The sequence below is a fragment of the Thiothrix unzii genome (assembly GCF_017901175.1).
Lineage (GTDB): Bacteria > Pseudomonadota > Gammaproteobacteria > Thiotrichales > Thiotrichaceae > Thiothrix > Thiothrix unzii.
The window spans coordinates 487321-509070 of record NZ_CP072793.1; the positions used below are offsets into that span (position 1 = coordinate 487321).

General features: G+C 51.0%; 20 protein-coding genes. 16 read left to right on the forward strand and 4 right to left on the reverse strand.

Annotated elements, in window-relative coordinates:
• Positions 1 to 43: 43 nt before the first annotated feature.
• Positions 44 to 1789, reverse strand: a complete 1746-nt coding sequence (aceK, locus tag J9260_RS02650) for a bifunctional isocitrate dehydrogenase kinase/phosphatase (protein ID WP_210219512.1) — start codon at positions 1787 to 1789, stop codon at positions 44 to 46.
• Between the two features lie 335 nt (positions 1790 to 2124).
• On the opposite strand from aceK, the gene J9260_RS02655 reads away from it, so the two are divergent.
• From J9260_RS02655 to J9260_RS02680, 6 genes are all read left to right on the forward strand, one after another.
• Positions 2125 to 2610, forward strand: coding sequence for a hypothetical protein (locus J9260_RS02655; RefSeq protein ID WP_210219513.1), 486 nt, complete (start codon positions 2125 to 2127; stop codon positions 2608 to 2610).
• A 68-nt stretch (positions 2611 to 2678) separates the two neighbouring features.
• Positions 2679 to 4040: a C-type lectin domain-containing protein gene (locus J9260_RS02660; RefSeq protein WP_210219514.1), complete on the forward strand. Its 1362-nt coding sequence runs from the start codon at positions 2679 to 2681 to the stop codon at positions 4038 to 4040.
• 168 nt (positions 4041 to 4208) lie between these two features.
• Positions 4209 to 5630: a lectin-like protein gene (locus J9260_RS02665; RefSeq protein WP_210219515.1), complete on the forward strand. Its 1422-nt coding sequence runs from the start codon at positions 4209 to 4211 to the stop codon at positions 5628 to 5630.
• A gap of 178 nt (positions 5631 to 5808) precedes the next feature.
• Complete coding sequence (locus J9260_RS02670; RefSeq protein WP_210219516.1) at positions 5809 to 6063, forward strand: ribbon-helix-helix protein, CopG family; 255 nt, start codon at positions 5809 to 5811, stop codon at positions 6061 to 6063.
• A gap of 2 nt (positions 6064 to 6065) precedes the next feature.
• On the forward strand, positions 6066 to 6473 hold the full coding sequence (locus J9260_RS02675) for a type II toxin-antitoxin system VapC family toxin (protein ID WP_210219517.1): 408 nt from the start codon (positions 6066 to 6068) through the stop codon (positions 6471 to 6473).
• A gap of 72 nt (positions 6474 to 6545) precedes the next feature.
• On the forward strand, positions 6546 to 10721 hold the full coding sequence (locus tag J9260_RS02680; protein WP_210219518.1) for a DUF11 domain-containing protein: 4176 nt from the start codon (positions 6546 to 6548) through the stop codon (positions 10719 to 10721).
• A 2-nt stretch (positions 10722 to 10723) separates the two neighbouring features.
• On the opposite strand, the gene J9260_RS02685 is transcribed toward J9260_RS02680, so the two are convergent.
• On the reverse strand, positions 10724 to 11416 hold the full coding sequence (locus J9260_RS02685) for a response regulator transcription factor (protein WP_210219519.1): 693 nt from the start codon (positions 11414 to 11416) through the stop codon (positions 10724 to 10726).
• 96 nt (positions 11417 to 11512) lie between these two features.
• Positions 11513 to 13795, reverse strand: coding sequence for a hybrid sensor histidine kinase/response regulator (locus J9260_RS02690; protein ID WP_210219520.1), 2283 nt, complete (start codon positions 13793 to 13795; stop codon positions 11513 to 11515).
• Positions 13796 to 13876: 81 nt separating this feature from the next.
• Between J9260_RS02690 and J9260_RS02695 the strand changes: the two genes are divergently transcribed.
• Entirely contained in the window at positions 13877 to 14239 is a 363-nt protein-coding gene (locus tag J9260_RS02695) for a hypothetical protein (RefSeq protein ID WP_210219521.1), read from the forward strand.
• Here the strand turns inward: J9260_RS02695 and J9260_RS02700 are convergent.
• Positions 14225 to 14839 (reverse strand): metal-dependent hydrolase, encoded by a 615-nt coding sequence (locus tag J9260_RS02700; RefSeq protein ID WP_210219522.1) that lies wholly within the window; start codon positions 14837 to 14839, stop codon positions 14225 to 14227. The genes J9260_RS02695 and J9260_RS02700 overlap by 15 nt on opposite strands.
• A 277-nt stretch (positions 14840 to 15116) precedes the next feature.
• On the opposite strand from J9260_RS02700, the gene aroC reads away from it, so the two are divergent.
• From aroC to J9260_RS02745, 9 genes are read left to right on the forward strand one after another with little or no spacing between them, the layout of a single operon-like run.
• Complete coding sequence (aroC, locus tag J9260_RS02705; protein ID WP_210219523.1) at positions 15117 to 16226, forward strand: chorismate synthase; 1110 nt, start codon at positions 15117 to 15119, stop codon at positions 16224 to 16226.
• Positions 16213 to 16782: a Uma2 family endonuclease gene (locus J9260_RS02710; RefSeq protein ID WP_210219524.1), complete on the forward strand. Its 570-nt coding sequence runs from the start codon at positions 16213 to 16215 to the stop codon at positions 16780 to 16782. Before aroC ends, J9260_RS02710 begins: the two co-directional genes overlap by 14 nt.
• Positions 16783 to 16795: 13 nt before the next feature.
• A complete protein-coding gene (locus J9260_RS02715) occupies positions 16796 to 17050 on the forward strand; it encodes a UPF0175 family protein (RefSeq protein WP_210219525.1) in 255 nt (84 codons plus the stop codon).
• A complete protein-coding gene (locus J9260_RS02720; RefSeq protein ID WP_210219526.1) occupies positions 17047 to 17523 on the forward strand; it encodes a PIN domain-containing protein in 477 nt (158 codons plus the stop codon). The genes J9260_RS02715 and J9260_RS02720 overlap by 4 nt, the downstream gene beginning before the upstream one ends.
• Before the next feature lie 18 nt (positions 17524 to 17541).
• Positions 17542 to 18726 carry an MFS transporter gene (locus tag J9260_RS02725; protein WP_210219527.1) on the forward strand — a complete coding sequence of 395 codons (1185 nt, stop codon included), beginning with the start codon at positions 17542 to 17544 and terminating at the stop codon, positions 18724 to 18726.
• Positions 18716 to 19504 (forward strand): biotin--[acetyl-CoA-carboxylase] ligase, encoded by a 789-nt coding sequence (locus J9260_RS02730; protein ID WP_210219528.1) that lies wholly within the window; start codon positions 18716 to 18718, stop codon positions 19502 to 19504. The genes J9260_RS02725 and J9260_RS02730 overlap by 11 nt, the downstream gene beginning before the upstream one ends.
• Positions 19501 to 20262 carry a type III pantothenate kinase gene (locus tag J9260_RS02735; protein WP_210219529.1) on the forward strand — a complete coding sequence of 254 codons (762 nt, stop codon included), beginning with the start codon at positions 19501 to 19503 and terminating at the stop codon, positions 20260 to 20262. The genes J9260_RS02730 and J9260_RS02735 overlap by 4 nt, the downstream gene beginning before the upstream one ends.
• Positions 20247 to 20891: an SPOR domain-containing protein gene (locus J9260_RS02740; RefSeq protein WP_210219530.1), complete on the forward strand. Its 645-nt coding sequence runs from the start codon at positions 20247 to 20249 to the stop codon at positions 20889 to 20891. The genes J9260_RS02735 and J9260_RS02740 overlap by 16 nt, the downstream gene beginning before the upstream one ends.
• Before the next feature lie 4 nt (positions 20892 to 20895).
• Entirely contained in the window at positions 20896 to 21741 is an 846-nt protein-coding gene (locus J9260_RS02745) for a DUF4743 domain-containing protein (protein WP_210219531.1), read from the forward strand.
• Positions 21742 to 21750 lie beyond the last annotated feature (9 nt).

Here is a 21750-nt window from a genome sequence, read left to right on the forward strand (position 1 = left end):
GAAGGCTCCTTCGGGAGCCTTTTTTAATGGAGAGAAGATGCAATTAACGTTTAAAACGCGCAGTTACCGGATAAGGGAACACATCTTCGTACTGACCTGCGCGGATGCGTGTTTGTTTGTCCTGCCAATATTTAGCACTTAATAAATCCTTGTGGTGCTTCAAAAATGTCTTACGAATCCGTGGGTTTGCCAGCAAGAATGTGCCGAACTCTTCCGGGAATACATCGTTGGGTTCGATGGAATACCAAGGTTCTGAGCGGAATTCGTCTTCAGGGAAACGTGGCGGTGGAATCTTGCGGAAATTGCATTCCGTCATATAGCTAATTTCATCGTAGTCGTAAAACACCACGCGCCCTAACTGCGTTACCCCAAAGTTTTTGTAAAGGAAATCACCGGGGAAAATATTCGTGCCAGCCAATTGTTTAATCGCCATGCCGTAATCTTCGATGACTTTTTCTAATTGCTCATCATTAGCGGTTTCAATAAACATATTCAGCGGAATCATGCGCCGTTCAAGGTAAATATGGCGGAACACCACATTACCGTCTTCGTAACTCATGCTGCTGGCACAGGTATCTTGCAGCTCTTGCAATAATTCCGGGGAGAACCGTGCTGTCGGCAACGCCACCATTGAGTATTCCAGCATATCCGCCATGCGTCCTACGCGGTCATGGCGTTTAACCAGTTGATACTTTTCCTCAACCACTTTACGGGTAAATTCCTTTTGCGGGGCAAATTTATCCTTAATAATTTTAAACACATACGGGTAAGAGGGCAGGGTGAATACCATCATCACCATGCCGCGAATACCGGGTGCAACCACGAATTGATCCGTGGAATGTTTTAAATGGTGCAAAAAATCGCGGTAAAATGTGGACTTGCCTTGTTTGTGCAACCCCAGCGCGGAATACAGCTCCGAGGTATTACGGCGCGGCAATAAATTTTGCAGGAATGACACCACCGCAGAAGGCACTTGATGCGGCATCATAAAATACGCCTGTGAATAACTGAACACCACCGACAGGGCTTTTTCCCCCAGCAATAAGGTGTCGATGTATAAACCACCGTTTTCGTTATTCAAAATAGGCAGGCAAAAAGGAATCTCTTCCCGCCCATTGATCATGCGCCCCACAATATAAGCCGCCTTATTACGGAAAAACGGGCTGCGAATCACCGCTAATTGGAAATTGAGCTGCGCTTTACGGTTCGCTTTATTGCGATAGTGCCGCACAATGGTTTTGTAAATATTGCGTAAATCACGCCCCAAATCTTCAAAGGGCAGCGCAAAGCCCGCATTCTCCAAAATCTGCGCAATGCTTTCCCGCAACCCGATGACACCGGGGTAATAGGCGATGTAGCTGGCTTCTTCGGAGTCAATGTATTCCGTCGAAATTGAGCTACGCAGGAAAATGAAATGGTTGGTGTAATACTGGCGCGGAAATTGGCGGCAAAAGACCGAGTTATAAAACGTTTCTGCCAATTCCGGTTGTTGGTGATCCAATAACATACGGATGTAGCAATGCTTTACTTCCTGCCACAGCTTTAGATCAAGGGTTTTGACCTCGTACAAATCACGCACCATCGCGACGGTTTCCGCAATGCGGCGGTCGTACAACACAATGCGTTCCCGCGAAGCCAGTTGCACCGCCTGCCAGTCTGCGGCTTCAAAGCGTTTGATGGCATCCACGGTAATGCGCTGGAAGATTTCAAAGTGGCGGTTAAAACCTTGCAAGATGGTAGTGGCAATGCCACGCGCCAGTTGGTTGCTGTGTAAGGAAAGCTCTGACATGGCTGCACAAACCTTAGTAAAACGCTAAAGGATGCGCTTGATACTACAAGATATGGTTGTGCATCGCAACAAATGAGCGTTTGTCCCATCAGTAACGGCACTAAAAAGTTACAAAATTATTATTTTTGAAACAAATAAGTTTCTTTTGTGCGAAAGTTAAATATAAATGTTGCGGATGTGTAAGTGCAACTAACTAATTTAAAACAATAAACCGCGCATCGTAAACAAGTGAATTAAGGATGGGCGGTGTTGTGTGCCGGATAAAATAAATGTTATTTTTTGTCTACGGAAATAAAGCCGGAATAGCAAAATTTAATAACAACTGGGTTACAACTATGAATATCAAAACCAAATTCGCAAGCCTTCTGATCGCTGGTACATTGGCAATTTCTGCCGCTGCTGCTTTTGCTGCTGACAAAGGCCCGCTGCAAATCGCCATGAATGCCTACGCCATCTCCACCGATGCGCAAGGCAATGAAGTGGCTACTGCCACTAAAGAAGTTGATCGTAAGTCCACTGTTGAATTCCGTGCTGTTTACAAAAACAACAGTGCTGATGAGCTGTCCAATGTGATGGTGGTCGGGCCGATTCCTAAAACCACCGAATACCAAGCTGACACTGCCCACGCCCCGGTAGACGCAGCGTTTGAAGTGAGCATTGACGGCGGCAAAACCTTTGAAGGTGAGCCAGTCAAGCGCATGGTGGAAAACGTTGAAACGATTATCCCCGCTTCCCAATACACCCACGTGCGCTGGATGCCAACAGAAGGCATTCCGGGCAATGCGGAGCAAGTGTACAGCTACCGCGTTAAGGTGAAATAAGTTCCCCGTAGGGGCGTATCGAATACGCCTTTTCTCCTAATCATAAAAAACCAATGAGAGTCAAAACCATGTTTAAAATGAAACCCATCGCGAGTTCCATCGCACTGTCGCTGATGACAGGCATTGCTGTTGCTGCTGCTCCCGGTGGCGCAATCCTGCAAAACAAAGTCATTGCCACCTACAGCGACATTGGCGGCAAAACTTACACTGCTGAATCCAACATTGTTGAAATCAGTATCCGCGAAGTGCGCACTGCAACCTTGACCATCACGTCCGGTGCAGAGCAACAAGTGGCGATGATCCCATCCAGCAAGGTCTACAGCGTCCACACCTTAACCAACAACGGTAACGTTTCTGAAACCTACACACTGGCGGCGGCTAACGTCACAGGCAGCGATGACAGCCTTGATGCAGCCACGCTGAAAGTTTACCTTGATGCCAACGGCAATGGTGTGCTGGATTCTGGCGAAACAACACCCATCACGTCTACCACCTTGGCGGCGGGCGCATCGGCTAAGTTGATTGTGGAAAGCGTGTTGCCTGCGGCTGTCGCGCTCAGTGACAAATTAAACGTAACCTTGGACGCTACGGATTCCAAAGGTACTGCGGCTGCCAGCACCAATACGGTCAAGATCACGTTCAAAAATAGCAATGTCAGCTATACCCCGGTCATTTGGGAACAAGCGGCGGGCGGCAACTGCCATGCTTACGCAGGGGTCAATAAAGCACTGTCGTATTTGCCAGCAAAGGCTGATGCAGAAGCGTCGATGTTCAATGGTAAAATGGGGCATTTGGCAACCATTACCAGTGCAGCAGAGAATACTTTTGTCAAAAATGCCGTCAATAGTAACAACAATAACTACTGGATTGGTGCAAAACGTACAGGTGGTGCTACCTCGCCATTTGCATGGGTAACGGGTGAGGCATTCTCTTATACCAACTGGATGTCAGGACAACCTGACAATGCAGGGGAAGATGCACTTGCTTGGCGGTATGACGGCGTATGGCACGACGTAACGAGCAGCGCATCAGCATTTTACGTCATCGAGTTTGATATTGACTGCCCACTGCCAGCGGTAGCGGTTGAACTAGAAGGTGCAAAAGACATCGCCTGTGATGGCACGGCAGATACGGCTTTTGGTACAGCGAAGTTGGAAGATATGTATTCCGGTGAGTGTGCAATCCTGCGTAGCCGCGCTACTAACAACGGCAAATCGCTCGCTAAGAATGTGCTGCTGAACTACACCGTGCCGACTTACGCTAGCTATCTCACCGGCTCAATCAAGTTTGATGGCACAGATCAAACCGATGCAGTAGACGAGGATGCAGGCAAATATGATGCATCTACCAAGCGTGTGTCTGTGTTGGCGGGTGATTTGGCAGTGGATGCAACTAGCCCATATGCGCAGTTCAGTGTGAAGATCGACTAATAAATACCAAGAAACCCCTCACCCCCTAGCCCCCTCTCCCGCCTAGCGGTAGAGGGGGAACAGGAGAATCCCCCCTTCTTAAGCCCCTCTACCTCTGGGAGAGGGGTTGGGGTGAGGGCACGCTTAAAACCACAAACCCAACAATATAAAAAATAGAGAGTCATAGAAATGTTCAAATTAAAACCCCTCGCAAGTGCGATTACCTTGTCATTGGTAACAGGCATTGCGGTTGCTGCTGCGCCCGGTGGCGCAATTCTGCAAAACAAAGTCATTGCTACCTACAGCGACATTGGCGGCAAAACTTACTCTGCCGAATCCAACATCGTTGAAATCAGCATCCGCGAAGTGCGTAAAGCCACCTTGACCATCACGCAAGGTGCAGAGCAACAAGTGGCGATGATTCCTTCCAGCAAGGTTTACAGCGTCCACACCTTAACCAATAACGGTAACGTTTCTGAAACGTTTGCACTGGCAGCGGCCAACCTCACAGACGGTGTTGATACGCTGGATGCTACTGCGGTGAAAATTTACCTTGATGCCAACGGCAATGGTGTGCTGGATTCTGGCGAAACAACACCTATCACGTCCACCACCTTGGCGGCGGGCGCGTCGGCTAAGTTGATCGTGGAAAGCGTGTTGCCTGCGGCAATAGCCGTTGATGACGTATTAAAAGTGAGCTTGGATGCCACGGATTCTAAAGGGAATACGGCTTCTAGCACCAGTGCTGATGGGAGTCCTGATCTTACCGACAACACTGCCACCATCACTTTCAAAGATACTAACGTTGACTTCACTCCAGTTATTTGGGAGCAAGCAGCAGGTGGTAACTGTCATGCGTATGGCGTGGTTAAGAAGAACTTAAGTTGGTGGGATTCACTCGCAGACTCTGACAAATATATCTATAACGGTAAGCGCGGGCGTTTAGTAACCATCGCCAGCGCACAGGAAAATGCATTTGTCCTGAACGTGGCTAAAGCTCAAAATTCTGGAACATTGTTCATCGGTGGTGGCCGTAAAGTTGGTGGTGGAGCGTTCTTCTGGGCGAAACCCGGCGTTGCGCAGGCCGCTTGGGATGAGCCATTTGCCTACACTAACTGGAGTACCGCGCAACCGGACAACTCTGCTGGTGCCGAAGCTCAAACAGAGATGTATACCGACGGTAGATGGAATGATATTGCCAGCTCAGCTAATAAAGGCTACCTGATTGAATTTGAGATTGACTGCCCACTGCCAAGTGTTGCGGTAGAGCTGGAAGGTGCGAAAGACGTGGCGTGTGACGGTGAAGCGGATGGTGCTTTCGGCACTGAACGTTTGGCTGAAATGGATTCAGGGCAGTGCGCGATCTTGCGTACCCGCGCTACGAATGGCGGCAAATCCTTAGCGAAAGGTGTAGATCTGCATTACAGCCTTCCGCAATATGCCTCTTATGTAGCGAATTCATTGACATTCGGCGGTGCGGCGAAAACCGATGCAGCGGGTGACGATGAAGGCAAATACGACGCTACCCTGAAGAAAATCATGGTTAATGCGGGTGATTTGGCAGTCGGTGCAACTAGCCCGAATGCGCAGTTCAGTGTGAAGATCGACTAAAAAGACCCTCACCCCCTAGCCCCCTCTCCCGCCAAGCGGTAGAGGGGGAACAGGAGAACTCCCCTTCTTAAGCCCCTCTACCTCTGGGAGAGGGGTTGGGGTGAGGGTTTATTAATATGGCGGACGATAACTTACATCACTATAATAATTACATCATGTAATGTTAGGAGACTACGCCATGCACAGAACGCAAGTTTCGCTGGAGGATAAGCAGTACCGCAACCTGCAACGCTACGCCAAACTCAAGAACCGCAGCATTTCCGCTGTTATTCGTGAGTTGTTAGATGCACATATTCCCGTTGCGGCACAACCCAAAGGGGCAGAAAACCCACTGCTCGCACTGAAAGGCGTTGTGTCTGGGAAAGGGAAGACGACAGGCAGAAACCACAACGATTTTCTATACACGCATGAAAAACGTTGGAACGAGGATTAACCATGCAGCACATTTTGGTTGATACAGGTGCATGGTATGCCTACATGGATAAAGATGACCCAGACCATGAGCGGGTCGCTGAAGTGCTGGAAGCACACTATCCGTTACTACTGACAACGGATTTTATTGCAGATGAAGCATTGACCTTGCTGCGTTATCGGGCGGGTCGAAATGCCGCTGTCCGGTTTGGCGAGTTGCTGTATTCAGGCACACTTTGTCGTCTTGAGTACATCACCAAAGCTGATCAACAGAAGGCTTGGGCATTGTTCCTGAAATACAGTGACCATTGTTTCAGCTTTACAGACTGCACCAGCTTTATTGTGACGCAACGCCTCCAGATTGGAACGGCGATTGCCATTGATAGTGATTTTCGCGCTTACGGGCTGCACTGCTTACCAGTCAACCCCTAAAAAATAATAGTCGCAGCTGACAAACCCAATCCGCCGTGACAACAAAACAATAATAAAAACAGGTAGAGTGTCATGCCGCAGTTACCCCAAGCACTGCCGCGTTCCCTGATGCCGATGTTGCTCATGGCAGCGAACGCATCAGCCGCTGTAGAAGTCAGCGCACCGATGACGGTGCAATACACCGATCCTGCTACTCAGCAGGTGCTGGTCAATGAATCCCAAGCTGTGACTTTAACGGTCACAGAAAGCAAACCCGTTGCCAAAGAAACTGCGACGACGCAGCCATTGGCACTAAGCCTCGATGCCAGCCAGCGCGAAGCCGAAGTGGGCGATGTGCTGACGTTTACTTTCAGCTTTGCCAACCACACGGGCGCAACCCTGCCGTATTACCGGATCAACACCCGTCTTGCGCAAGGTTTCAAGCTGGTGGACGGTTCAGTGCGCTTGGATGGTGGTGCGTTTAGCGGTGTGACCGATCTTGGTAACGGGCGTTACAGCTTTGAACTGAACGAGCTGGCGGCGGAACAGGTGCGCACTTTAACCTACGTTGTGCGTGTAACTGCCAGCAGCAACGACGACAATATCAGCACTGCTTACGCCAGCGCGACCCGTGCCGATAACATCACCTTGTCTTCTGCTACGGTGCAAGCCAAAGTCAAGCGGCTGCGTAATGGCGTATTGTCAGACGAAGGCGCGATTTTCGGTAAAGTCAGTTTCCCCGCTGAATGCGCTCCCAACAAAAAAGACGCTGCCTTGCTGCCTATCGGTGGGGTGCGCATTTATCTGGAAGACGGGCGTTACGCCATCACCGATAAAACCGGGGATTTCAACTTCCACGCGGTCAAACCGGGGATGCATACCGTCAAACTCGACAGCCTCACGTTACCCAAAGGCACGGGTTTGCGCGTCACTTCCAATCAGCAAGCGGGTGAAGCGTCCAGCCATTTCGCGGAAATGCCCGATGGCGGTTTCAAGCGTGTTGATTTCAGCGCGGAATGCCCTAAACAAGACGCGGCAAAAGTGTTTGCTGCCGTCAAAAAATTTAACGAAAAACTCACCGACAGCGATGTGTTTGAGCAGGGCGAACGCAAAGTTTCCCCTGATTTCATTGGCCCGTTGTTAGAGGACGAAGCCAAATCAGCGGCAACAACGGTGGAAGAAGAAAAGCCGTGGGCATCGCGTGATGCCATCAAGGATGTCAGCAAAGAAGCGGTCGGTAACGGTGCATGGTTATGGCCTAAGCAAAACACCAGCACTGACGGGCGTTTCATGGCGGCATTGCCGTTGGCTTCCACCGCCGTGACATTGTATGTCAATGGCAACGCGATTCCCGAAACCCAGTTGGGCGAACAACTAGGTGATGAAGCCAAGCAAGTGCAAGTCGCAAGCTGGTACGGTGTGACGCTGAAAAAAGGTGAAAACACCGTCGAAGTGCGCAGCAAAGACGCTGCTGGCAAAGAAACGGTTGCCTTGAAATCCACCTTCATCAACCCCGGACGGGGCGCACATCTCGAAATTACCCCGGAACAGGACGAACTCCCCGCCGATGGTGGCGTATCCAAAGTACCGCTCAAGGTGCGCATTGTCGATGAAAACGGCAACCTTGCCGCTGGCGATTACTACCTGACGTTGGAAGCTTCCGATGGGCGTTGGGCTGAACCCGACATCCAAGATTCCACCCCCGGTCATCAGGTAATGATCCGTAACGGCGAAGGCGTGGTGCATTTACGCAGCTCGCACCGCACCGGCAAAGTCCGGGTTAAAGTGACTTCGGAACAGATGACGGGCGAATCCAAACTGGCGCAGGTGGTGTATATGCGCCCGCTGATTGCTACGGGTTATCTGGACATCAGCGCACATGACGGCGACATTGCCGACAAAAAATTGACAGGCGAAGGCAAGGTGTTCCTCAAAGGCAAGATCAAGGGCGGCTTACACCTGACCTTTGCCTACGATAGCACCAAGGAAAATGATGACACTTACAATTACAGTGCTTACCTGAAAGACGAATACGACAGCAGTTACGCCCCCGCTCGTGGCGATGGCTCGATCCGTGACCAAGAAGCCCGCAGCAAGGACAAGGTATACGTCAAGCTGGAAAAGGGGCAACACAGCGTCATGTACGGCGATTACGAAGTCGACAGTTCTGACGCAGGCATGAGCAATGAAACCGCGCAACTGGATTTGGCGCGGGATGCACGTTACCTGACGGGCGCGGCAGCACATTACGGCGACAAAGATACCGAAGTGGATGTGTTCGCGGCGAAACAGGACAACCGCCGCTTTGTGCAAGTGCTGCCCGGTAACGGTACGAGCATGAATTTCCGCGTGGGGCAGGGCGACATCCTCGCCAATAGCGCGGTGATCGAGTTGTTGGTGCGCGATAAAAACAATCCCGGCTTGACGCTTTCTAGCACCACTTTGCAACGGGTGACGGATTACACCTTGGATGATGTATCGGGTGATTTGCGTTTCCACCGCGTCATTCCGACTTACGATGACAACTTGAATCCGGTGTTTGTGCGGGTTAGCTACGACCGTGAGCAGGCGGAGGGCGAGCAAGATTACTTGGTTTCCGGGGTGCGGATTAAGCGTGCTATTAGCGAAACCGTCAGTGTTGGCGGCAGTTACACCAAGGATTCACACCCGACCGACGGGCATACCCTGTCTGGCGTGTATGCAGATTACCAGCCCGACAAGGATACCCGCGTCAGCGTCAGCAGCGCACAAATGCAGCACAATGACGACGCGGAAGGCGGCAATGCTTACCGGGTGCAAGCCAGCCACCGCTGGTCAAAGGAAGCAAATACCTCCGTCACCCTAGCGCAAGCCGACAAAGGCTTTACCAACAGTGGCGCAGGGATTGGTTCAGACCGCCGCGAAGCGCGGATTGACCACACCCAGCAACTCAACAAAGACACCGATTTAAAGCTGGAAGGTATCCATTCCGAAAACATCAGCACCGAAACTTTGCATCAAGCGGTCGGCGCACGCGCTGAAACCCGCGTTGGTGAATGGCGCGTTGCAGGTGGGTTACGCCATATCGAACAGCAAGTGGGCGAAGAATCGTCTTCCCGCGATACCGCATTGATTGCCGCGAAACGTAATATCAAAGTGTTTGGTCGTGGCGGGCGGATACGGGGTGAATACGAGCAGGACATCCGCGATTCCGCCTTTAATCACCTGTCAGCCGATGCAGAATTGCTGGTGGGTAAAGATTCCTCCGTTTACGCCAAATACGATAACGGCAACGATATGCTCGGCACTTCCGGTTTGTCGGATGAGCAACGCCGCAGCGTGGTCAGCGTTGGTGCGAAAACCAAAGTCAAACAAACCACCGAACTGTATTCCGAATACCGCTCCGAAGGTTTGTTCAGTGACACCGATATGATCAATGCTGAAACCGCTACCGGGGTCAAAGGCAACTATGTGGTGGACAAAAACCTCACCATCAGCCCCGCGTTGGAAGTGGTCAAAGTCAATGAAGGCGAAGTTTTGGAAAATGCTACCGCTGTCTCCGTTGCAGTGGATGACAAGCGCGACCCCGACCGCCAGAAATACCTGAAAGTGGAAACCCGCAACGGCGATAAGCGCGATTATTACGCGGTCAAAGGCAGTTACGTTGCCAAAATGAGCGAAGACTGGACGGGTGTGGTGCGCAATGACTTACACAAAGAATCCAGTTCCGTCGGTGCAGATTTCAGTAATACCTTAACTGTCGGTGCAGCACATCGCCCCGCAGGTGAAGGCAAATTTAACAGCCAGTATATGTATCAGTGGAAAGCCGACGATGTGGAAGGCACGGCTGGCGACCGCAATACCCACATTGCCTCCGCTTGGAAAAATTTCCGTATGGACAACGGCACGGAACTTTCTGGGCGTGCCGCTGGTAAAGTGCAAACCACGAAACTGGATAACGGTGAAAGCATCACCACCAAAACCGCGCTGGCGGATGCCAGTGTCAGCGTGCCTTTCTCTGACAAAATTGACGGGGAATTGCGTGGCGGTATTCTGAGCAGCGGTGGTGCAACCCGCTATTCCGCCGGGGCGGGTGTCAACATGACGGTGGCAGACGACTGGCGGGCAGGCGTAGGCTACAACTTCAAAGGTTTCACCGACAAAGACCTCGACCCCGGCAAGAAAAATGCTGACGGGGTGTATGTGCGTTTGCAAGCCAAAATCGGCGAAACCCTATTCAAGGCAATTCAGGCAGAGGAGGCTCCGTTAGCGAGTGATAAGGTGTTGTGATGTTATGGCGTAAACCGATACCCCTTGCCCCAAACGGTATGCAAGTAGCGCGAAGCCTCGCCCGAATCCCCCAGTTTTTTGCGCAGGCGATTAATCAACATATCAAGGCTGCGCTTGGTGGGATCGTGGCCGCTGCCGTGCAAACATTCGGCAATCTGATCGCGTGTCACCAAGTCGCCAACATGCGCAAAGAATAACTGCAACAGCAGCACTTCATGCAAGGTCAGGTTGGTGTTTTGATGTTCGCTTGAGCCGTTGTAGGGAATCAAGATGGCACGTTGTGCGTCGAGTTGGAAAATACCGACTCTCGGTAACGTCACGGTGGGTTTTGCTAAAACATTATGCAAACGCAGTAAAACTTCTTTGGGGTGGAAGGGTTTCACAATGTAATCCACAGCACCTTTACTCAAGCCGATAACCCGGTCTTCGGCGGTGACATGGCGTGAGCACAGCAACACAGGAATTTGTGGGTAGTGTATTCGCAGCCATTCCAACCATTCCAGACCGGACTTGCCAGGTAATACGATGTCTAAAATCACCGCATCAACCTTTTGGTGTTGCATGGTTGAAATTAGCCGTTCGCCGTCAGGTAGCACGGTGACACTGAGATTGTGTGAATGTAGGTATTTTTCCAACAACTCGGAGGTCAAGTCGTCGTCTTCAACCAGCAGGATATGCCCTTGTAAATGTTTCATTGCAGCCACTTTTTGTAACAATTATGCGTGTTATCTCATCAATCCCTCAATGATAGCGATAAACACCCCATATGCCTCGTTTTTTTATGTCACATTTCAGTTACTTTTCATAAGGTTGCTGATAAGTAAGCGATGTAACGTTACAAGATTAAAAGGTTTGGTGAGGTAGTCGTTCATACCCGCCGCCAGACAGCGTTCGCGCTCGCCTTCAATTGCGTGGGCGGTCACGGCGATAACGGGTAATTGGGTGTGTCCGGCATTGCGTATATAGCGTGTGGTGGTGTAACCATCCATATCGGGCATACTCACATCCATCATCACCAAATCAAACGGGTGTTGTTCCAGTTGTTGCAGGGCGGCTTTTCCGCTATCGGCTACCGTGGCTTTGATGCCTAAACGTTCCAGCATCCGCTCGCCGAGGTAACAATTTACCTCATCATCATCGACGAGTAATACCCGGTATCCGCTCAAGTCTTTTTTGTCTTCCGCTACGGGCAAAGTTAATCGCGGTGTTTCAGATGCAGCGATAGGTAAATCCAATGTAAAAAAGAAGCGACTGCCTTGTTCCGGGGTGCTCTCCAGCTCCAATTCCCCTCCCATTAATCGCACCAGCCTTTGGCTGATAACTAACCCCATTCCCGAACCACCGTAACGGCGGGCGGTGCTGCTATCCGCTTGGGTAAATGGCTGGAACAGGTTTTGTTGTTGTTTCAAACTGATTCCAATGCCGGTATCCGTTACCACAAAGTGCAGGTGGATATGCCCTTCTCGCGTTCCTGCCTGTGGTTGGACTGATAAGCTAATACTGCCGTTGGCGGTAAATTTCAGCGCGTTACCCAACAAGTTGACCAATATTTGCCTCAGCCGCATGGGGTCGCCGCGCACTTGTAAAGCGTGAGGCAGAGTTTGTAACACCGAAAACAGCAAGCCTTTTTGCTGGGCGGGTACACTGAACATCTGGCGCAGTTTTTCCAACTCCTCATCCAGCCGGAAAACCGTGGTTTCCAGTTCCAACCGTCCTGCTTCAATTCGTGACAGATCAAGAATGCCATCTACCAACGATTGCAAGTGTTGTGATGAGGATAATAATTTCTCCAGATACACCGATTGTTCCGCTGATTGCGCTGTTTTACCCAATAAATCAGCAACCCCTGTAATCGCATGAATGGGGGTGCGCAATTCATGGCTCATGGTGGTGAGAAATGCATCTTTGGCTTGGCTAGTCGCTTCCATGCGTTCTTTTTCTTCCCGCAAGTAACGGGTCTGTTCTGTCTGCGCAAATGATAACAACAAGGACGCTAGCAAAATGCCGATTTGAGCAAGGAAAATAAAGTCAGTATTGTAGGGAATCCATTCGCACTGCATGAGTAGATAAGGGATTACGGAAAATTCGATTAATAACGTTGCCCAAGCCACAAGGCGGACGTACAGCACTTCGTGAGTCAGAATAACGTAAGGCATTAGAATGAGGAAAATCGGTGCGAGCGTAAGTGTTAACCCGTAAAAGAACTGCTCTGTGTAGTACAGTCCGCTCAGCGGAAGAGTTGCTACGGATAATAGAGGTATCCAGATACCTAATCGCTCCAGAATCGGATTATTTTTTTTGTTAACACTACGCCAGTAGTAAAAACCAGCAGCGAGAGTTAACAAAAAGAGCGCAGAGTAAAAAAAGTTTGTTGGATCTGTTAATGGTGGGATTGTGAATAATTTGTTATCCCGCAGGAATAACAAATTGCACATGAGCAGAAATAAGCTTAGGTAGAGATGATCCCTTTCCCGCAAACTGAAATACTGAAGTGCATTGTACAAAGTCAAGATGCACATCCCGGCAAACAGTGCCATAAACCATCCGGTTTCCTGATTACTGGTTTTGAGCAACTCATCTGCTGCCAACAATTTGAGCGGAAGGCTGAGGAGTGCTTTGTCGTTGTATGCTTTGACATATATCGTCAGCGTGTCCTGTGCTGTATTCTGCAAATTCCATACAGGTAGGCGGAAATCTTCCAGATGTTGTAAACGGGAGAATATGCCCTGTTGTACGACAAAAGCTTCGACTGAACCCCCGATGGGGCGATCAAGCAACAAATACCATTTCTGCGCTTGCCCGGAACTTAGTTGGAAACGCGCCCACCAAGTTGAACGGGTATGCCCCATATCCGGCACGCTGGCGTTATTTACTGCAAAATGCTTGGCATAGGTTGCTGAGCTGACTTGTGTAATGTCGAGTTGCCCACTGGGGTCTTCCAGCAGTTCAAGGTAGGGGGCAAGGTCAAGCGATTGCGCTCGCTGATCAGGCACAACCAAACCTGCGGCACACGTTTGGCTGCTTATTAGCAGGATCAATAGCAGTAGCAGGTATTTTGGCAAAGTCAGCAGCATCAAATGTGTGGTAAATTTTACAGGTATCTCCTGTGGCGCAATAATGCATCAATAGGTTCAATACAAATAGCTACTAAAGTCATGGAATACAAAATTACATTAGCATTAGACACACTTATCGCCGATTTAGGGGAGGAAGAAGCCGTTGACTTCGTGCGCTTTGCCTTGCCGCGCCTGAACGAGCGGCGCGAGTTATTGCACACATTATTGGATCAGGGGGATTGGAAGGCAGCAGCGTCTCTTGCGCATAAAACACTCAGTTCGGTGCGCGTTTATGACGATGGCTCGTTAGAAGCCGCGTTACTTACCGTTGAGCGGCAAGCCGTGGCTGAGATCAGCCAAGCAGCTTTTCAGCAGGATTTGCAGGACACGTTTAAGCGCGTATTAGCCAGGGTTGAAGCATGGCTGGGAACGATTGAACGCAACCGCTTAAATTCCCCATAGCGCGATTGCGCACGCTAAACCGATACTCAGCAGCCCGTAAAATTCCACACTTTTACCTTTGCCGAGTATTGTTAAAGCGTACCCCATACGCGAAGGTTCTGCGTTAGGGGGAAGCGGTGGGCGGCTCAAATCATCCAGCAACAGGTGAACCACATAGCCGACTCCCGCTGCGATAAAGGCAGGCACGACTGCCGCATACCCTGCGGTTAAATACGCCACCCATGACACCCCCAGCGACAAACAAACCGCCGCTAGTACTGAGTGCGTACCGCCGCCGCGTTTGGTCATTTGATGCAACAAATCCCAAAAATGCGACAGCATGAATAATGCTAACGGTATTGCCAGCAATAAGTCCGTCGGGCGGTAAAAAAACTGAATACCGGGCACGATGACTGCCGCGATGCGCGTAAGGTTCTTAATGACGGCGAAGTTGCTTGATTCCTGATCATCAATGTCAGGCAAGAGACCGCCTGCGTAACCGCTAATTGCCGTGACCCCAATCACAGCCCAGTCTAACGTTGGTAAAAATGTAGCAGCCGTTGCACCTGCGCCTATGCCCATCGCTAGTGCTGCCAATTGATGCGTGTTGCATTCTTTCATGGCAATGTCCCCAAGTTGTTTTTGCTGTAATTTATGACAAGATTATGCCAGATAAATTCCTACTTGGTGATGAACAAAATTTTAATGACGGTGACAAGTGCGCAAAAAGAAGAGAGGGAACGGGCATCCCTCTCCATACGGGCTTTTGCGTTAAAGTGATCTAGCAGTTATTTTTATCATGGCAAACTGGAGTTTATAGCAAGCCTTTGGCATGGTCAATAAATATGCATTCGCAACCACTGCTAAGGTTTTAGAATAACTGTTACAATCGGAAGCTATGTCAGGAAATACTTTTGGAAAACTATTTTCCGTGACCTCCTTCGGTGAGAGTCACGGCCCCGCAATCGGTTGCATCGTCGATGGCTGCCCGCCCGGACTCGCCCTCACTGCAAGCGATATTCAAATTGACCTTGATCGGCGCAAGCCGGGGCAAAGTCGCCACACCACCCAGCGGCGCGAAGCCGACGAAGTGCAAATCCTATCGGGGGTATTCGAGGGTAAAACCACGGGTACAACGATTGCGCTGCTCATCCACAACACGGATCAGCGTTCTAAGGATTACGGCGATATTATGGATCGCTTCCGCCCCGGTCATGCCGATTACACGTATTACAAAAAATACGGCTTCCGCGATTACCGTGGGGGAGGGCGTTCGTCTGCCCGCGAAACCGCAATGCGTGTCGCTGCCGGGTCGATTGCCAAAAAGTGGTTGCTGGAACGTTACGGTGTGGTGATTCGCGGCTATTTGTCGCAACTCGGCCCCATCGTTGCAGAAACCTTGGATTGGGACGAAATCGCCAATAATCCGTTCTTCTGCCCGGATGTCAGTAAAGTGCAGCCGATGGAAGATTACATGGATGCCTTGCGCAAAGAGGGCAATTCCGTCGGTGCGAAAATCACCACAGTAGCTTCCAACGTACCACCCGGTTGGGGTGAACCGATTTTCGACCGGCTGGATGCCGATATTGCCCACGCGATGATGTCGATCAATGCGGCAAAGGGCGTGGAAATCGGTGCGGGTTTCGCTTGCGTGGCGCAAAAAGGCACAGAGCACCGCGATGAAATTACGATGCAAGGCTTCCTCAGCAATCATTCCGGGGGCGTATTGGGCGGTATTTCGTCGGGGCAGGAAATCGTGGTGCATACGGCGTTCAAACCAACTTCCAGTATGCGCATTCCGGGGCGTACCGTGAATTTGGATGGAGAAGCGGTGGAAGTGATCACCAAGGGTCGGCATGACCCGTGCGTGGGGATTCGTGCTACGCCGATTTGCGAGGCAATGTTGGCGATTACGTTGATGGATCATGCGTTGCGGCATCGCGGGCAGAATGCGGATGTGACGACGGATTTACCGGATATTCCGGGAGCTGTCGATGGAAGCCCTTAAACTTAAAACCGTTGATGATTTATTGCTTGCCAGTCAGCAGGATGAGCGTATTGAGTTAATCAACGGTGAAATCGTCAAACGCCCAATGGCACGATCTGATCATGCCTTGGCGCAGGCAGGTTTGTCGGGGCAGTTTCTACCGTTGTGGCGTAAGGGCAGCGACGGTGGGTGGTGGATTATGAGCGAAATCAGTGTGCGCTATAACGAGCACCATTGCCCTGCTCATGACTTGGCTGGTTGGCGTAAAGAGCGTGTACCTCACCGTCCCACTGGAATGATGGAAATTCTCCCGGACTGGGTATGTGAAATCACATCGCCGGGGCATGAGCGTAAAGATACCTTCACTCAGTTGCTACGCTTACAAGCCTATCAAGTGCCTTATTATTGGCTGATTTCCCCGGAAGACAAAACCCTGATTGCGTATGAACTGGATAATGGGCGTTATCGCGTGGCATTTTCGGTGGAATGCCATGATGTCGCCACTTGCAGCCAGCTCATAATACCGCCGTTTACAGGGCAGGTGCTGGATTTTGGGTATGTGTTTGGGGATGAATAGAGGAGTAACTCCTATGAATCGCATCATCGAAATAGATTGCCCGCCCGAACTGCTGATCGGGCTACATTTGAATGCTGAGCGTTTTGCAGATTACTTGAAGCGGCAGGCAGCTATTAGCTTGTTCAAGGAAGGGCGTATCAGTTCCGGTATGGCGGCCACTTGGTTAGAGATTCCTCGTGCTAATTTCTTGCATTTGGCTTGGGATGCCGGAGCTGTCTTGATGGAAGATTCTGGTGATGACCTGATGCGGGAAACGGCTCTGTTATGAGTGTCGTCTTTTGCAATACCACGCCCTTTATCGCTCTTGCCAGTATTAACCGTCTTGACCTGATGCCGCGTTGTTTTGGGGATGTCCATGTTGTCACCGAAGTAATTGATGAATGTGCTGTGGGAGGCAGGGTTAAAGTGCCGAATTTACGCATGTTGGATTGGGTGATTCCGGTGGTTTCGCAACCTGTCGTGCATACTACATTGTTGTTAGAGCTAGATAAGGGCGAAAAACATACCATCGACATGGCAAAACGCAATCAAGCGGATTGGGTCATCATTGATGAGAAAATCGGGCGAAATTTGGCAGAGTATCTTGGTTTACGGGTAACAGGAACACTAGGTATTCTCCTAAAAGCGAAACAACAAGGTTGGATTGATTCATTTCTGGAAGCTGTCCATTCCATGCAACAGTATGGTATCCGTTATCACCCTAATCTGGTGCAAAAACTGGCACAGCGTGTGAATGAATAAAATGAGTCAGTCTGACTAATGAACTTCCCACTACCAACATCCCCCGTAAAGCCGCCCTATGTGCGGCTTTCGGTTTTCTATTTCACCTATTTTGCTGCACTCGGCGTGTTTGTGCCGTATTGGACGGTGTACCTGAAAAAAGTTGCCGGGTTTTCGGCTGCGCAAATCGGTGAGCTGATGGCGGTATTCATGGCGAGTAAGGTAGTCGCGCCGTTTATTTGGGGGTGGTTGGCGGATCATACCGGGCAGCGGTTGCGCATTATTCGGTTGGCGAGTGCGTTGGCGGTGGTGTGTTTTGCGGGGGTGTATTGGCAAAACAGTTACGGCTGGATGGTGTTGGTGATGGCGAGTTTCGGGTTTTTCTGGAATGCGTCGTTGCCGCAGTTTGAGGCGTTAACGCTGAATCATTTGGGTACAGACATTGGGCGGTATAGCCGGATTCGCTTGTGGGGGTCGGTGGGTTTCATTGTGATGGTGGTGAGTTTGCCGCCATTATTGGAGCGTTACGGCATTGAGCGTGCAGTTGATGCCATGTTGCTGCTGTTTATTGCGATTTGGGTGGCGACGGGGTTGGTGCGTGATAAACCGCACCATGCCCATGCAGAAAATACCAGTCGTTTGCGTGAAGTGATGCGTCAACCGGCGGTATGGCTGTTGTTGTTGGCGTGTGCGCTGCAACAGGGGAGTCACGGGGTTTATTACACATTTTTCAGTTTGTATTTGGAAGATCACGGCTATTCGCGCAACTTTACCGGCTGGATGTGGGCGTTGGGTGTGATTGCGGAAGTGGTGCTGTTTGTGTTTATGCATCGCTTAATCGGGCGTTTTGGGGCGGAACGCTTGTTCGTGCTGGCGATGTTGTTAACGGGAATTCGCTGGATATTGTTGGGCGTGTGGGTGGATCATTTGCTGGTGTTATTGGTGGCGCAGGTGTTACACGCGGCAACTTACGGGTTGTTTCATGCATCGGCGATTCATTTGATTCATCATGTGTTTCCGGGGCGGCTGCAAGGGCGTGGGCAGGCGTTGTATTCCGGGGTAAGTTATGGCGTGGGCGGTGCGCTGGGTAGTTTGCTCAGTGGGTATGGTTGGGAAACGCTGGGGTCAACACAAACGTTTTATATTGCGACGGTCGTGGTCAATCTGGGGTTGTTTATGAGCTTGTACGCGATGCGTGATTTGGGGAAGCATTATGCACAATGAGTTGGATGCGGGGTTAATCCGGGCAGCGTTAACGGCGGATGTGGCGCAATTGCTGGGTGATATTCAGGTATTTGCGAGTCTGGACTCGACCAATGCTTGGGCTTTGCAACACGCGCAATGTGGCGATGTGTGCCTCGCTGAACAACAAACGGCGGGACGCGGGCGGCGTGGTAAGGCGTGGGAATCGCCCGCTGGTACGAATGTGTATTTGTCGTTACGTTGGTGTTTTGAAACCGTACCGGCGCATTTGCCGATGCTGGGCTTGGTGACGGGGCTGGCAGTGGCGGAAGCGTTACGCGATTGTGGTATTGAAGGGCATGGGATTAAGTGGCCTAACGATATTGTTGTGGGGGGTAATAATCACCTCCAGAAACTCGGTGGCATCTTGTTGGAAGCGGTCGGTTCGTTGCAGCAGGTGGTGATCGGGATTGGTTTAAACGTGAATCGCTTGCCTACCGCTACGAGTGCGATTGATCAGCCTTGGAGCAGTTTACGGGCGTGCGCGGGGCGGGAATTTGACCGTAATCAGGTGGTTGCGGCGATACTCACGCGATTATTACCAGGATTACAGGTATTTTCGCGGCTGGATATGGCACAATTCCAACGCAATTGGCAACACTGGGATGTGCTGCACGGCTGCCCGGTACGGGTATTGGCGGGTAGCGAGGTGATCGAAGGGATTGCCTGCGGGGTCGATGTTCAGGGACAGTTACGGCTCGAAGTCAGGGATGGTGTTATTAAGGCGTTTTCTTCAGCGGATGTATCGGTGCGCATGTGACAATTTTGCTGGTGGATGCAGGCAATTCACGCCTGAAATGGGCGGAGCTTGATGCTGCGGGGAATGCCTCGGTGCAGCAGGCGTTGGCGTATGGGGAACGCCCTGCGTTGGCGGCGTTTCTGGATTTGCTGGACAGGTATCCGTGCGCAACGCACATTACCTTGGTGCATGTGTTAAGCGGTTTGTTTGATGACAGCGTGATGGCGGCGTGTCAGGAACGGGCGATTGGATTGCACATTGCGCGTTCGGCGGCGCAGGCTTATGGCGTGGTGTCAGGCTATCAACAACCATCGACTTTGGGGGCGGATCGTTTCGTGGGGTTGGTGGCGGCGCATCATTTATTGGGTAAAAAAGCGTGCGTGGTCATTGATTGCGGCACAGCGATTACCTTGGATGCATTGGATGGCGACGGGCGGCATTTGGGCGGATTGATTTTGCCCGGCCTGCAACTGTCGGCGGATGCGTTGATTGCGCGGGCGCAAAACCGTTTGAGTTTATCGTTTGAGCAACCGAGTGTATTTGCTGATGCCACCAGTCGTGCGATTGGTGGTGGCTGTTTGTTCGGGGTGGTGGGGGCGATTGAAGGCATTTGTGCGCGAATGCAGCCTGCGTTTGATACCGCATTGCAATACGTGTTGACGGGCGGGGATGCGCAACGCTTACAGACGTGGTTGCGGTTTGAATGCCACCTTGTCCCGGATTTGTTGATGCAGGGGTTGCGCTACATTACGGAGCATGAAGCATGTACCCGGTGTTGATTCTGTTGGTATTACTCAATGCAACGCTGTTCGCGTGGGGCTTTTTTTGGTCGCCCGATGCGCAGCCGGGTTTGCCCAGTTTGGTGGAACCGTCGATTCCGGCGTTGGAGTTACGCCAAGATGTCGGGGAAGTGGTTTATCGCAGCAGCGCAGCAGGCACGCAAAGCAGTTGTTATACGTTGGGGCCTTACAACAGCGCGAAAGCGGCGCAGTTGGTGGCGGAAAAAATTCAGGGCTTTGGTTTGGCAGTGAACACCCGCCCAATGCGCAGCATGGAAACGCTGAACTTTCTGGTTTACGTGCCGCCATTGCCGGATGAAGCAGAAGCTCACAAAGTGGTGGATGATTTAACCCGTTCGGCGGTGCAGGATGCGTCATTGATTACCGAAGGGCCTTACCGCAATGCGATTTCACTCGGCTTTTTCAATAACTTAAATAAAGCGAAACGCCACGCGGAATACATTCGTTACCTTGGCTACGATGCGCGTTATACCGAGCAACAAACGCCCCGCGAAGTCTTTTGGCTGGACTATGATGAACCGTTTGGCAGCAACGCGCCGGTGCAAACCTGGAGCGCGGCGATTGATGCTACTTCGGACGTACAACGGATTCCACGAGCTTGTCAGTAATACCATGAGTTACCTAGATCGCATTCAAACTTGCAATAATTTTGATCCTACTGATTACCATGGGTTGTTGATTGACGGTGAGATTTACGGGCAGGTGCAGCCGGATTTCGCCGAACATTTGCGCGAATGGGCTGAGCTGTTTACGGTGACAGCCGACGCAGTGCGCTTAAATCCCGCGCTGCTGGATTACCATGAGCGCACGCTGGCTGTTGCACCAGTGTTTCAGGAATTGCACGCACGCGGTGTGATCGACAGTTGGGTCGGTGAGGCTTACCCTGTTACCCACGCGTTCGGCGCGACTGCACAGATGGAAGTCGAGCGTGCCGCGACTAATTTTTTGGGTGTGAAAAGTTTCGGCATACACCTGAACGGTTTGGTGCGTAAAGCCGATGGTATTCATGTGTGGGTGGCAACACGCTCCCGCGATAAACCGTTTTGGCCGGGTAAGCTGGATCAGATGGTGGCTGGCGGGCAACCCGTTGGCTTGGGATTATTGGATAATGTGGTGAAAGAATCCCAAGAAGAAGCCAATATTCCCGCTGCATTAGCCCGTCAAGCGCAAGCCGTAGGCACGGTCAGTTACCGTCAGGCAGGGTGGCGCGGCTTGGATAATTCCACGATTTACATTTACGATCTGTGGTTGCCGGAAGATTTTGAGCCGGAAAATACCGACGGTGAAGTGCTTCAATTTGAACTACTTCCGTTGGTGGAAATTGCCCGGATGACGGAAACCACCGATGATTTCAAAGACAATTGCAATTTGGTGAATATCGACTTGTTGTTGCGCATGGGCGTGATTACCCCGCAACACCCTGAATACAGCGCGATTCACGCTGCTTTAACCCGATAATAGGAAAAA